Origin of the sequence: Sphingomonas sp. NBWT7, assembly GCF_014217605.1 — a bacterium.
In the GTDB taxonomy this organism is placed as follows: Bacteria; Pseudomonadota; Alphaproteobacteria; order Sphingomonadales; family Sphingomonadaceae; genus Sphingomonas.
In genome coordinates, this window is sequence record NZ_CP043639.1 from 749,863 (window position 1) to 762,118 (window position 12,256).

Annotated in this window: 10 protein-coding genes; 6 read left to right on the forward strand and 4 right to left on the reverse strand. The window is 67.0% G+C overall.

All coding sequences use genetic code 11. The features are described 5' to 3' along the window. Window positions 1-42 precede the first annotated feature (42 nt). Window positions 43-1,344 (forward strand): MFS transporter, encoded by a 1,302-nt coding sequence (locus F1C10_RS03730; protein ID WP_185208918.1) that lies wholly within the window; start codon window positions 43-45, stop codon window positions 1,342-1,344. A gap of 65 nt (window positions 1,345-1,409) precedes the next feature. On the opposite strand, the gene F1C10_RS03735 is transcribed toward F1C10_RS03730, so the two are convergent. Then, on the reverse strand, window positions 1,410-2,654 hold the full coding sequence (locus F1C10_RS03735; protein WP_185208919.1) for a TetR/AcrR family transcriptional regulator: 1,245 nt from the start codon (window positions 2,652-2,654) through the stop codon (window positions 1,410-1,412). A 153-nt stretch (window positions 2,655-2,807) separates the two neighbouring features. Between F1C10_RS03735 and F1C10_RS03740 the strand changes: the two genes are divergently transcribed. From F1C10_RS03740 to F1C10_RS03760, 5 genes are all read left to right on the forward strand, one after another. Then, window positions 2,808-4,124: an acyl-CoA dehydrogenase family protein gene (locus F1C10_RS03740; RefSeq protein ID WP_185208920.1), complete on the forward strand. Its 1,317-nt coding sequence runs from the start codon at window positions 2,808-2,810 to the stop codon at window positions 4,122-4,124. A gap of 114 nt (window positions 4,125-4,238) precedes the next feature. Then, window positions 4,239-5,333, forward strand: a complete 1,095-nt coding sequence (locus F1C10_RS03745; RefSeq protein WP_185208921.1) for a Zn-dependent alcohol dehydrogenase — start codon at window positions 4,239-4,241, stop codon at window positions 5,331-5,333. Further along, entirely contained in the window at window positions 5,330-6,400 is a 1,071-nt protein-coding gene (locus tag F1C10_RS03750; RefSeq protein ID WP_258043044.1) for a phosphotransferase family protein, read from the forward strand. The genes F1C10_RS03745 and F1C10_RS03750 overlap by 4 nt, the downstream gene beginning before the upstream one ends. 85 nt (window positions 6,401-6,485) lie before the next feature. Next, window positions 6,486-7,250 (forward strand): SDR family NAD(P)-dependent oxidoreductase, encoded by a 765-nt coding sequence (locus F1C10_RS03755; RefSeq protein WP_185208922.1) that lies wholly within the window; start codon window positions 6,486-6,488, stop codon window positions 7,248-7,250. Window positions 7,251-7,304: 54 nt separating this feature from the next. After that, a complete protein-coding gene (locus F1C10_RS03760; RefSeq protein ID WP_185208923.1) occupies window positions 7,305-8,117 on the forward strand; it encodes an SDR family NAD(P)-dependent oxidoreductase in 813 nt (270 codons plus the stop codon). Between the two features lie 62 nt (window positions 8,118-8,179). On the opposite strand, the gene F1C10_RS03765 is transcribed toward F1C10_RS03760, so the two are convergent. From F1C10_RS03765 to F1C10_RS03775, 3 genes are all read right to left on the reverse strand, one after another. After that, window positions 8,180-10,012, reverse strand: a complete 1,833-nt coding sequence (locus F1C10_RS03765) for a DUF885 family protein (RefSeq protein ID WP_185208924.1) — start codon at window positions 10,010-10,012, stop codon at window positions 8,180-8,182. Beyond that, window positions 10,009-10,911, reverse strand: a complete 903-nt coding sequence (locus F1C10_RS03770; protein WP_185208925.1) for an acyl-CoA thioesterase II — start codon at window positions 10,909-10,911, stop codon at window positions 10,009-10,011. The genes F1C10_RS03765 and F1C10_RS03770 overlap by 4 nt, the downstream gene beginning before the upstream one ends. Before the next feature lie 144 nt (window positions 10,912-11,055). After that, window positions 11,056-12,183, reverse strand: coding sequence for an acyl-CoA dehydrogenase family protein (locus tag F1C10_RS03775; RefSeq protein WP_185208926.1), 1,128 nt, complete (start codon window positions 12,181-12,183; stop codon window positions 11,056-11,058). Between the last annotated feature and the right edge of the window lie 73 nt (window positions 12,184-12,256).

Below are 12,256 nucleotides of genomic sequence, written 5' to 3' on the forward strand. Positions count from 1 at the left end.
GATAGGCTGGCGTACACAAGACGTTGAGTTAGGAGAGATCGCATGGATGCCAGCACCACGTTGTCGCCCGAGGGGCGCGACGCGCGGGCGCTCCGCCGGCGCGGTTGGACACTGGCGCTCCTGACCACGGCCTATTTCTTCAGCTTCATGGATCGTCAGATCCTCTCGATCCTGCTCGAATCGATCAAGGCCGACCTCAAGCTTTCCGATACGCAGTTGGGGCTGCTGTCCGGTCTCGTCTTCGCGCTGTTCTATGCGACGCTCGGGCTGCCGATCGCGCGGCTCGCCGATCGATCGAGCCGAAGCAACATCATCGCCATCAGCCTCGCCTTCTGGAGCGTGATGACCGCGGTGTGCGGACTGGCGCAGAATTTCGTCCAATTGATGTTCGCGCGCATCGGCGTCGGCATCGGCGAGGCGGGGTTCGGCCCGCCGAGCCAGTCGATCATCGCCGACCTCTATCCGCCCGAGAAGCGTGCGAGTGCGATGGCGATCTACTCGCTTGGCGTGCTGCTGGGCGGCGGATTGGGCATCGTCATCGGCGGGTTCGTCGCGCACTCCTACGGCTGGCGCGTCGCGATGATGGTCGTCGGGCTGCCGGGCGTCGCGCTCGCGATCATCATGAAGCTGTTCGTGGTCGAGCCGCGCCGCGGCCTTTCCGACGGACCGGCGGCGACGCCGATCGCCGATCAGCCGGCGGTAAGCCTGTGGCAGGGGATCGGCGAGATGTGGCGCAACCGCGCCGCCTTCCACTTGGTGGCGGCGATCACCGTCACCTCCCTGATCGGCTATGCCGTGACGGGCTGGGGCCCGAGCTACATGCAGCGCTCACTCGGCATGTCGATGCTCGACGTGTCGAAATACGTTGCGCTTCCCGCCGCCTTTGTCGCCGGGGGATCGGCGCTGCTCGGCGGGTGGCTGTGTGATCGCGCGGCGAAGCGCCACGGCATCTTTGCGCAAAGCTACGTCGTCGCGATTATGAAGATCGTCGCATTTCCGTTCGCGCTCGCCTTCTATTTCGTCGACGATCTGTGGCTGGCCCTCGGTTCGTACTTCGTCGCGGCGATCTTTGCCGGCGCGTATATCGGGCCGACCTACGCGATGATCCAGCACTTGGCACCACTGCGGCTTCGCTCGACGTGGGCGGCGCTGACGCTGCTCGCGACGAGCCTGCTCGGTCTCGGTCTCGGGCCGTTCATCGTTGGGCAAGTAAGCGACATCCTGCGGCCGACCTATGGCGCGGAGTCGCTGCGCTGGGCGATGTTCTCGGTCGCGATGCTGACGCCGCTCGGCATCTTCCACTATTGGCGCGCGGGTGTGCTGATGCGGCGCGCCAATGTCTGACGGGTAGATAAAGGAGGGCGGTTCGCCGCCCACCTATCGGGCAACGGTAAGGGAACGGCTGAAAGCTAGCCGTCGATCACGCGATCGTCGAACATGCCGAACGCCAACGTCGAGGCGTAGAGTGCGATCGCGCGCTCGGTCGGCATCGACCAGGCCCATTTGCGCATGTCGAAGGCGGCGTTGAGGAACGCCATGACGAGCTGGCTCGCTACCAGTGGATCGACCGCGCGCAACGTGCCCTCGGCGATCCCGTCCGAGATCGTCCCTGCAAAGCGGCGCGCGATGCGGTTGGAGCGATCGACCATCGTCGCACGCTCGGCCATCGGCAGCCCGCTGAGCGCGGTCGTGCGTAGGAGCGGACCCAGTTCGGAGAATTGCACGCCGAGCAGCGTCGCGAACATCGCCGACAGCCGTTCCCACTGCGTGCCACCCTGCTCGTCGGCGAGCCGTTGTGCCGCCGAGATCGTATCGAAGCTGCGCCGGTAGCAAGCGATGACGAGATCGTCCTTTGCGTCGAGGTGATGGTAGAAGCTGCCCTTGGTGACGTTGAGCGCGCTTGCGATGCGCTGTACCGACGCGCCGCGATAGCCGAGCTCGTTGATCAGCCGCGTGGCGGCGAGCAGGAAGGCGTCGCGACCCTCGGCGGGATCGCGCGGCAGGTCCACCGGATCGGGCGCCCAGCGCGCGCCCGGGATCGCTAGGCCGTGGCGGAACACCTCCATCACGCGCGCCTCGACACGGCCGAGCTGATCGGGTTCGTACCGCGGCAGCCACACGGGCAGCCAGAAGGTGTTCTCCATCAGCACGTGCGCGCGCGCGCCGTTGAGATCGGTCTGCGCGCGGCCGTGGACCGGGCCCCACAGGCCGCGGGCGCGTCGAAACACCTCGCGCCAGCTTGCCATCAGCCGCCCGCGAACGGGCTCGTCCATGGCGCGCAGGTCGGACAGGCCGGCGATCTGGCGTTCCTCGCCGCGACGCACGCGTGCCAGCCGCGCCATGTTGAGCGCGAGATACCGCTCGACGCGGGCCTCTGGCGTCGGCGCTTCCATCGCGGTGTCGAGCATGATGAGGAGGTAATCGAGCGTATGCTCGAACGCCGCCGCCGCGAGGTCCTCCTTGCGCTTGAAATAATAGGTGACGCTGGTGGTGTTGAGCCCGACGCGGCGCGCGACGTCGGCGAACGTCATGCCCTTCGCGCTTTGTTCGTTGATCGCGTCTGCAGCGGCGGCAAGAATGGCTTCGCGCTTCGCTCGGAAGCGGCGCGTGCCGATCTCCTCTCCGTCGCCGCCCGGTTCCCCCTGAGCCTGCATCAAACAACCGTAGCAGTGATTTTTCGAAGAACCAGTCCCTTTCGCGCTTGCTCGACGCAAAGCGAGTTTCTGGGCGATCGCGCCTAAATCAGGTGCTTTACCGAAGATGCGGTACGCTTTACAGCCGCGTCAAACAGCGAGCGGAGGGATGCCATGGATTTCACCCTGACCGAACGCGAGACCTATTTCCGGGATCGCGTCCGTGCCTTTATCGAGGCGGAAATCGCGCCGCGCCAGGCCGAATATCACGAACAGGCGCATCACGGCGATCGCTGGAAGGTGATCCCGGTGATCGAGGAAGTGAAGGAAAAGGCCAAGGCCGCGGGCCTCTGGAATTTCTTCATGCCGCCGCATTCGGGGCAGGAGCATGTCGACGACACGTTCGAGTTCGAAGGCACGCAGCTCACCAACCTCGAATATGCGCTGTGCGCCGAGGAGATGGGCAAGATCGGCTGGGCGAGCGAGTGCTTCAACTGCTCGGCGCCCGATACGGGCAACATGGAAGTGCTGCACCGCTACGGCACGCTCGAGCAGAAGGAAAAGTGGCTCCGTCCGCTGATGAATGGCGAGATCCGTTCGGTATTTTTCATGACCGAGCCAGCGGTCGCCTCGTCCGATGCAACCAATATCGAGACGCGGATCGAGCGTGACGGCGACGAATATGTCATCAACGGCCGCAAGTGGTGGTCGTCTGGCGTCGGCGACCCGCGCTGCAAGATCGGCATCCTGATGGGCAAGACGAGCTTCGAAGGCTCCCGCCACCAGCAGCAGAGCCAGATCCTGGTGCCGATGGACACGCCCGGCATCAAGATCGAGCGCATGCTGTCGGTCTACGGCTACGACCACGCGCCGCACGGGCATGGCGAGGTGAGCTTTACCAACGTCCGCGTGCCGGTGGAGAACGTCCTGCTCGGCGAAGGGCGTGGCTTCGAGATCGCGCAGGGGCGGCTCGGGCCTGGCCGCATCCACCATTGCATGCGCACGATCGGCGTCGCCGAGGTCGGCATCGAGAAGATGGCGAAGCGGCTGTTGAGCCGTGTCGCGTTCGGCAAGCGCATCTCGGACCATTCGGTGTGGGAGCAGCGGATCGCGCAAGGCCGCATCGAGATTGAGATGACGCGCCTGTTGTGCCTCAAGGCGGCGCAGACGATGGATCACGCCGGCAACAAGGCGGCGCTGCAGGAAATCGCGATGATCAAGGTGTTCGCGCCCAACATGGCGCTGCGCATCCTCGACGACGCGGTACAGGCGCACGGCGGCGGCGGCGTTGCCGAGGATTACGGGCTCGCGCACGCCTGGGCATCGCAGCGCACGCTTCGCCTCGCCGACGGGCCCGACGAAGTGCACGCACGCACGATCGCGCGCAACGAGTTCGGCAAATACGGTGACTGGAAAGCCGAGACCGCCAACGATCGCGGCGCGCCGCGCACCGCCGAGGTGTCGAGCGGCGATATCGGCGTCTCGCGCTGAATCGGATGGAATAGGGTCCGTCGGTTCGAACCGTTCGGCGACCTGCTCTTCCCGCCCGGTGGGGCGACGAGGAGCAGGCCGTCGGCGGGTTTGCCCGGACGGCAGCGAAGGGGAATGAGGGTGAAGGCCGCAGTAATTTTCGAAACCAAGGCGCCGCTTCAGATCGAGGACGTCGTCGTCTCCAAGCCCGGCCCGCACGAGGTGCTGATCCGCACCGTCGCATGCGGCGTGTGCCGGTCCGACCTCCACTTTGTCGACGGCGCCTATCCACATCCGCTGCCGGCCATTCCGGGCCACGAGGCGGCCGGGATCGTCGAGGCGGTGGGCGACGAAGTGCGCACCGTGAAGGTCGGCGATGCGGTCGTCACCTGCCTCAGCGCTTTCTGCGGCCACTGCGAATTTTGCATCACCGGCCGCATGTTCCTGTGCGTCAGCGCCGAGACGCGCCGCGGGCAGACCGCCGAGCCGCGGCTGCGACTGGCGAACGGCGGCAACGTCAATCAGATGCTCAACCTGTCGGCCTATGCCGAGCAGATGCTGGTGCACGAGCATGCGTGCGTCGCGATCGACCCGGAAATGCCGCTCGACCGCGCGGCGCTGATCGGCTGCGCGGTGACGACGGGCGCCGGCGCGATTTTCAACACCACTGACGTGACACCGGGTGAGACAGTGTGCATCGTCGGCTGCGGCGGCATCGGCCTTGCAGCCGTCAACGCGGCGAAGATCGCCGGCGCCGGCAAGATCATCGCGCTCGATCCCGTGCCGGAGAAGCGCGCCGTCGCCGAGAAGCTTGGCGCGACGCACACCTTCGATCCGATGGCGAACAACGTCGTCGAGGAAGTAGTGGAGCTGACCAAGGGCGGCGTGCATCACGCGATCGAGGCGGTCGGGCGCGCCCAATCGGCGCAGACGACCGTCGACGTGCTTCGCCGCGGCGGCACCGCGACGATCCTGGGCATGATGCCGCTCGATCAGAAAGTCGGCCTCTCCGCGATGGAATTGCTGTCGGGCAAGAAGGTGCAGGGCGGCATCATGGGATCGAACCGCTTCCCGGTCGACATTCCGCGCCTGGTCGACTTCTACATGCGCGGGCTGCTCGATCTCGACACGATCATCGCCGAGCGCCTGCCGCTCTCGCGGATCAACGACGCGTTCGGCGAACTGCGCAAGGGTGATGCGACGCGCAGCGTGATCGTGTTCGATCAATGACGACGGCGATGGCGCAGGACACCAGCCTGCAGACGGAGGTTAGCGAGCGCGATCGGCTGGACACCGATCGCCTGTCAGCCTGGATGGCGGATCAAGTACCCGACTTCGCCGGTCCGCTGAGCTACGCGAAGTTTGCCGGCGGGCAGTCCAACCCGACGTACAAGCTGATGACGCCGGGTCGCAATTATGTGCTTCGGCGCAAGCCGATGGGCGAATTGCTGCCATCGGCGCATCAGGTCGATCGCGAATATCGCGTGATGGCGGCGCTCCATCCCACCGGCTTCCCGGTGCCGCGGCAGTACGGCCTGTGCGAGGACGATAGCGTCATCGGTTCGGCCTTCTACGTGATGGAGATGGTCGAGGGGCGTACGATCTGGGACGGATCGTTCCCCGGGATGGATGCCGACACCCGGCGCGCGCACTACCATGCGATGATCGACACGCTGGCGGCGCTGCACAACGTTGACCTGAAGGAAACGGGGCTCGAGGATTTCGGGCGGCCGGGCAATTACTTCGAGCGGCAGGTCAGCCGCTGGACGAAACAGTATCGCGGTGCCGAGACCGAGCATATGCCGGCGATGGAGCGGCTGATCGAGTGGCTGCCGCGGACGATCCCCGAGCAGACGCGCAGCACGATCGTGCATGGCGACTATCGCTGCGACAACATGAAGTTCGCGCCAGGATTGGAGCCGCGCGTCGCGGCGGTACTCGATTGGGAATTGTGCACCACGGGCGATCCGCTGGCGGACCTCAGTTACTTCCTGATCAGCTGGGTGACGCAGCCCGAGGGGCGTTCGGGCGTGATGGGGCTGACCGGGCCTGAGACGGGCATCCCGACGGTCGACGAAGTCGTCGCGCGCTACTGCGAGAAGACCGGGCGCGACGGCGTTCCCGATCTCGACTGGCTGCTGGCGTTCAACCTGTTCCGGCTGGCGTCGATCGTCCAAGGGATCCGCAAACGCTTCCTGATCGGTACGGCTTCCAGCGCGAGCGCCGAGGCAACCAGCGCGCGGGTGCCGATGCTTGCCGACGCAGCGTGGGACTTCGCGGTCAAGGCAGGCGCCTGAGCGGCAGCGACGGGAAGGGCGCAGCCTCTCACGGCAGCCCGTTCCCGCGTCGCCATTCACTACAATCAGCTAGGGAACAGGGTTGATGAGCCTATTCGATCTGACGAGCAAAGTCGTCGTCATCACCGGATCGTCGCGCGGGATCGGCAAGGCCAGCGCGATCGCCTGTGCCGAGCAGGGCGCGAAGGTGGTGATTTCGAGCCGCAAGCAGGACGCGTCGCAGGCGGTGGCGGACGAGATCAACGCGCGCTTCGGCGATGGTACCGCGATCGCGGTCGCCGCGAACATCTCGGACAAGGCGGCGCTGCAGAATCTCGTCGACGAGAGCCGGCGCGCGTTCGGGCGGATCGACTGCCTCGTCTGCAACGCCGCGTCCAACCCCTATTACGGGCCGCAGGAGGGGATCGCGGACGAGCAGTTCCGCAAGATCCTCGACAACAACATCCTGTCGAACCACTGGCTGATCACGATGGTCGCACCCGAGATGAAGGAGCGGGGAGAGGGATCGATCGTGATCGTCTCCTCGATCGGGGGCTTGCGCGGATCGACGGTGATCGGCGCCTATTGCATCAGCAAGGCAGCCGATATGCAGCTCGCGCGCAACCTCGCGCACGAATATGGCAAGCACGGCATCCGGGTGAACTGCATTGCGCCGGGCCTGATCAAGACCGATTTCGCCAAGGCGCTGTGGGAGGACGAAGCGGCGGTGGCCGAGCGCAACCGCACCACGCCGCTGCGGCGCATCGGCGAGCCCGACGAGATCGCGGGCGCGGTCGTCTATCTCGCGTCCAAGGCGAGCGGGTTCCTGACCGGGCAGACGCTCGTCATTGATGGCGGGGTGACGATCTAGCATCGTGCTGGCGCTGTTGGCGCGGGACGGAGGATCGGCGAAATGGAGGGTTGAATGGCAAGGTTCGAAGGTAAGTCGATCATCGTCACCGGCGCAGGGTCAGGCATCGGCCGTGCCGCCGCGACGCTGTTCGCCGCCGAGGGCGGGCAGGTGATCGTCGCCGACAAGAAGGGCGCTGACGCGACCGCGGAAGCGATCCGGGCGAGCGGCGGGGCGGCGCATGCGATCGAGATGGACGCCGGCAGCGAGGAGGATGTCGTACGCACCGTTGCGGCGGCGTGCGAGAAGTTCGGCGGGCTCGACGTGATGTTCGCCAACGCCGGGATCTCGGGCGGCATGGCCAACATCTTCGATACCGATGCCGCGCTGATCACCGAGGTGCTTCGCGTCAACGTGATCGGGCCGTTCCTGGCAATCAAGCACGCTGCGCCGCGGATTGCGGAGCGCGCGGCCCGAAATGCAGGGGGGGGCGCGATCATCCTCACCGCCAGCGTCGCCGGGATTCGCTCCGGCGCGGGATCACCGGCCTATTCGGCGTCCAAGGCAGGCGTCATCAACCTCGCGCAGGTGTCCGCGCAGCAATTGTCGGGATCGAACGTGCGCGTCAACGCGATCTGCCCGGGGCTGACCGAAACCGGCATGACCAAGTCGGTGTTCGACTATGCGCGTGATGCGGGGAAGATGGATCGGGTCGGCCGGCTCAACCCGCTGCGTCGCGGCGCGCAGCCCGAGGAACTGGCGCGCGTCGCGCTGTTCCTCGCGTCGGATGAGGCGAGCTATGTCAACGGGCAGGCGATCGCCGTCGACGGCGGGCTATCCTCCAGCCATCCGGTGACGCGGCAGGAGTACGGTCGCACCACCGCCTGACCGCAACACGGGGCGGGTGATCGATCACCCGCCCCGGTTGCCGCACGATGTTAAAGGCGCCGTCAGCGCGCCTGTGACGCGACCCAGCGGTCGACGATCTTGCCGAGCACGCCTAGCGGCATGCCGCCCGCCTGCACCACCACGTCGTTGAAGCCGCGCACGTCGAAGCGGGCGCCGAGCCTCGCCTTGGCATCGTCGCGCAGCCGGTTAATCTCATTGTGTCCCGTCTTGTAGCCGAGCGCCTGACCGGGCCACACGCAATAGCGGTTCACCTCGGACCGCGCGCGGCTCTCGGTGAAGCCGGTGGCGGCCATCAGCCAGCGGGTCGCCTGGTCCGCGGTCCAGCGCTTGTGATGCAGCCCGGTATCGACGACGAGTCGCGCGGCGCGGAAGTTCATCGATTGGAGATAGCCGATCCGGCCGAGCGGATCGTCCGCGTAATAGCCGAGCTCGTCGCCGATCTGCTCGGCATAGAGGCCCCAGCCTTCCGAATAAGCGTTGAAGCCGAGCAGCGTGCGGATCAGCGGCAGATCGAAGGTATATTCGCCCTGCCAGATATGCCCGGGGATGCCCTCGTGGAAGGTCAGCGAGGGAAGGCCGAAACGCGGCCAGTTCGCCATGTCACGCAGGTTGATATAATAGATACCGGGCGTTGACCCATCGAGCGCGCCGGGGCCGGCATAGCCATTCGGCGCGCCGTTCTGGATCGCCGGCGGAACGCGCTTGATGACGAGATTGCCGCGCGCCAGCTTGCCGAACGCCTGCGGCAAGCGTGGCCGCAGCTTTGCAACGATCGATTCGAGGTAGGCCAGCAAGGCCGCGCGCCCGGCGTCGCTGTCGGGGAATAGCAGGTCGGGGCGCTGGCCCAGTGCGGTTAGCCGCTCGCCGGCGGTGCCCTTCGACAGGCCCTGCGCGCGGAGTAGCGGATCGAGCTCGGCGGCATAGGCGCGGCACTGGTCGAGCCCCGACTGATGGATTTCCTCGGGTGTCCGCTTCGTGGTGGTGCTCGCCTCGACCAGCCAGGCGTAACGTGATGCGGCATCGGGCTGACGCCACATGCCGACATCCGCGGGTGCGCGGGCGCGCAACTCCGCGATCGCGTCGGCCTGTGCCGCCAGGGCAGGCGCGATGCGGCGCTCGACGATCGTCGTGGCGCGTGCCTGCCAGTCGGAGCCGAGCCCGGCAGCGGCGGTCTTCTCGCCGAAGCTGCGGATCATGCCCTGCTCGCGCGCCGGCTGCGCGGCGCCAGCGCGCAGCTGCGCCACGGTAATGTCGTTGAACGCCGCGGGGAGCAGGACGCCGCGCGCTGCGTCGGCGCGCACGCGCTCGGTCTCGTCGGCGAGCTGGACGGCATAGGCCTCGAGCCGCGCGATATAGGCTTCCGCATCGGCGCGACTGGCGACCCGGTGCTTGTTTTCTAGCAGGTCGGGCGTGTCGACGAACGCGCCGTTGCCCTGCGTTACGATGTAGGGTGTCGAGCGGAAGTTGTTGTTCGACAGCAGCGCCATGTCGCCCACCGGCATCCGGCGCCAACCCTCAACCCCGATCTCGTGCGCGGCAGCGACGGTTTCGACGTGAACCGCGACTGCGGGGCTAAGACCGCGCAGATCGAGCCGCCGGAGCTCTGCAAGTCGCTGCTCCGCGCCTTCGCGCCGCGCCGCGTCGGCGCCCGCGCTACGGTCGGTAAGCTTCGCCTTGAGCGCGGCGCGCTTTCCGCTGTCGAGGCCGAGGTACGCGGCGCTTTCGGGATAGTCCGCGAGCAGCGCGTCGGCGTGACGGTCGAGCAGCGCCAGCGCCTGCGTATCGGCGGTTGGCGCGGAGGCCTGTGCGCCAAACGGCGTCGTCGCAGCGAGCGCTGCCGCGCCGCCGAGGAAGCCGCGTCGATCGAGGCTCATGCGCTCACCTCGGGCTTGGGCGCGCGCTGCCGGATCAGCCCTTCCTGCGCGACCGTCGCGACGAGGCGCCCGTCGCGGGTGAAGATCTGGCCGCGGTTCATGCCGCGCGCATGGCCCGCCCACGGGCTGTCCGTGGCGTAGAGCAGCCATTCGTCGGCACGGAATGCCTCGTGCAGCCAGATCGAGTGGTCGAGGCTCGCGCTCTGGAAGCCGGGCGTGGTCCAGTTGACGCCGTGCGGCAGCATGCACGTGCCGAGCAGCGCCATGTCCGATGCATAGGAGAGGATCGCGCGGTGCATCGCAGGATCGTCGCCGATCGGCGCGACGACGCGGAACCAGCTGTGCTGGATCGGCTCGGTCGGCGTGGGATTGAACCACTTTCGCGGATAGACCGGGCGGATTTCGATCGGGCGCGGGCGGGTGACCATGCGGCGCTGCTTCTCGGGCAGATGCACCGCGTCACGCGCGCGTAGCTCCGCCTCGGTCGGCAGGCTTTCGGGCGCTGGCACATCGGGCATCGCGTCCTGGTGATGGAAGCCTTCCTCCGGCGTCTGCAGCGAGCAGGCGAGGTTCAGGATCGGCGCACCGCGCTGCATCGCGATCACCCGCCGGGTGGCGAAGCTACGCCCTTCGAAATCGCGCACGACGCGGTAGATGATCGGGAAGTTTTCATCACCCGGGCGCATGAAATAGGCGTGCAGCGAATGCGCCACCTTCGGCGCGTCGGTCGAGCGCTGCGCCGCCTGGAGCGCCTGAGCGATCACCTGGCCACCAAAGACCCGACCGACGCCGCCGCGCGATCGGCGGCCACGATAGAGGTCGGTGTCGATCTCCTCGACGTCGAGCAGATCGACGAGGTCGGCGGCGAGCGCCTCGGCGGTGGGCGGCGTATCAGTCAAGTCTTCTCTCCCCGATACGGGGAGGGGTACCACGCGAGGCAGGGTGGTGGGGAGCCACGAGCGCTTCGCCTGGGGACAGCCCCTCCACCGTTCCCTGCGACCGCGATCCTCCCGCCCGCATACGGGAAGGAGGATCGATCACGATCAGTAGCCGGCAGCCTGTGCGAGGCGATCGGCGTGGTAATTGGCATCGCCGAACAGCTCGGCGAGCACGCGCTGGCGCTTCATGTAGAAGCCGATGTCATATTCGTCGGTCATGCCGATGCCGCCGTGCATCTGGATGCCTTCCTGAACGCTGAGCATCGTGGCGAGCCCGGTCATCGCCTTGGCGACCGAGACAGCGGCGTCGGCCTTATCGTCACCCGCATCGAGCAGCTGCTGTGCCTTGAGGACCGCGGCGCGCGCCACTTCCATTTCGCTGTAGAGGTGTGCCGCGCGGTGCTGCAGCGCCTGGAAGCTGCCGATCAGCGTGCCGAACTGCTTGCGCTCCTTGATGTAGCCGATCGTCATGTCCATCGCGCCGGCACCGACGCCCAGCATCTCCGCTGCGGCGCCCGCACGGCCGGCGCGCAGCAGCCGATCGAGCGGTTTGCGGCCTGCGTCGACCTCGCCGATCACCGCGTCGGCGTCGACCTCGACGCCGTCGAACTCGATCCGCGCGGCAAGGCTCGCGTCGGTCAGCCGCTCGGCGCGCGCCGTCATTCCGGCGGCGTCCTTGGGCACCGCGAAGAGCGTGACGCCGTCCTGGTCGTCCGCCGCGCCGGCGGTGCGTGCGGACACAATGACGAAGTCAGCGACGTGGCCATGGTGGACGAACTGCTTGGCGCCGGTGAGCTTGAACCCGTTGCCCGAGCGCTCCGCCTTCATGCTGACCGAGGCGCGGAACTTGGCGCCCTCGTCGAGCGCGAGCGCGGCGACGGTTTCACCTGCGACGATGCCGGGGAACCAGCGCTCCGCGTGCGGCGTGCCCTTCAGCGCCTCGACCGCGGCGACGGCGGTCTGCAGGAAGGGGGAGGGCGACAGGTTGCGGCCGATCTCCTCAAGCACGACACCCGCCTCGACGTGGCCGAGGCCGAGCCCGCCGTGATCCTCGCCAACGAGAATGCCGGTGAAGCCCATGTCGGCGAACTGCTTCCACAGGTCGCGGCTGAAGCCGGTCTCGTCCTTGCTGTCACGCAGCTTGCGCATGTGGCTGACAGGGGCGGCATCGGCGACGAAATCGCGCGCGGTGTCACGCAGCATGGTCTGATCGTCGTTCAGGAAAAGAGGCATTTCGCACTCCGAAAAAAGAGAATGTACCAATCAGCCGTTCGTGGTGAGGAGGCGCTGAGCGAAAGCGAAGAGG